This is a genomic window from Secundilactobacillus muriivasis, from assembly GCF_054785195.1.
In genome coordinates this window covers 1-632 of sequence record NZ_BAABMI010000117.1, presented here as the reverse complement: position 1 = coordinate 632, position 632 = coordinate 1, and the positions used below count along the sequence as shown (strand labels likewise).

The 632-nt window shown below is 50.0% G+C and carries 7 tRNA genes; all 7 read right to left on the bottom strand.

What is annotated here, in order from left to right:
• Nucleotides 1-2: 2 nt before the first annotated feature.
• Nucleotides 3-76 (bottom strand) — tRNA-Arg (locus tag ACYVR3_RS16200).
• A gap of 21 nt (nucleotides 77-97) precedes the next feature.
• Nucleotides 98-183, bottom strand: a tRNA-Leu gene (locus tag ACYVR3_RS16195).
• 28 nt (nucleotides 184-211) lie between these two features.
• Nucleotides 212-283, bottom strand: a tRNA-Gly gene (locus tag ACYVR3_RS16190).
• 5 nt (nucleotides 284-288) lie between these two features.
• Nucleotides 289-361: transfer RNA gene (locus ACYVR3_RS16185), tRNA-Thr, on the bottom strand.
• Nucleotides 362-386: 25 nt separating this feature from the next.
• Nucleotides 387-468 (bottom strand) — tRNA-Leu (locus ACYVR3_RS16180).
• A 16-nt stretch (nucleotides 469-484) separates the two neighbouring features.
• Nucleotides 485-557 (bottom strand) — tRNA-Lys (locus ACYVR3_RS16175).
• Between the two features lie 2 nt (nucleotides 558-559).
• Nucleotides 560-632, bottom strand: a tRNA-Val gene (locus tag ACYVR3_RS16170).

The window sequence follows — 632 nt, the reverse complement described above, 5'->3', positions numbered from 1 at the left end:
AATGCACCCAGTAGGAGTCGAACCTACAACCTTCTGATTCGTAGTCAGACACTCTATCCAGTTGCGCTATGGGTGCATAATAATATTAAAATGTAAATGCCGAGGACCGGGATCGAACCGGTACGGTTATCACTAACCGCAGGATTTTAAGTCCTGTGCGTCTGCCAATTCCGCCACCCCGGCAAGAAAAGACGCTTTTTACTTAATAAAAAGCGGAAGACGGGATTCGAACCCGCGACCCCCACCATGGCAAGGTGATGTTCTACCACTGAACTACTTCCGCACAAATGCCGACTAGAGGATTCGAACCTCCGACCTCCTCATTACTAGTGAGATGCTCTGCCAACTGAGCTAAGTCGGCGAAAGTGAAATTGTTATTCAATTAATGCGGGTGAAGGGACTCGAACCCCCACGTCGTAAGACACTAGAACCTAAATCTAGCGCGTCTGCCAGTTCCGCCACACCCGCATGGTGTACTGGATAATGAGCCGTGACAGTCTCGAACTGTCGACCCTCTGATTAAAAGTCAGATGCTCTACCAACTGAGCTAACGGCTCAATGGAGGATACAGGGCTCGAACCTGTGACCCTCTGCTTGTAAGGCAGACGCTCTCCCAACTGAGCTAATCCTCC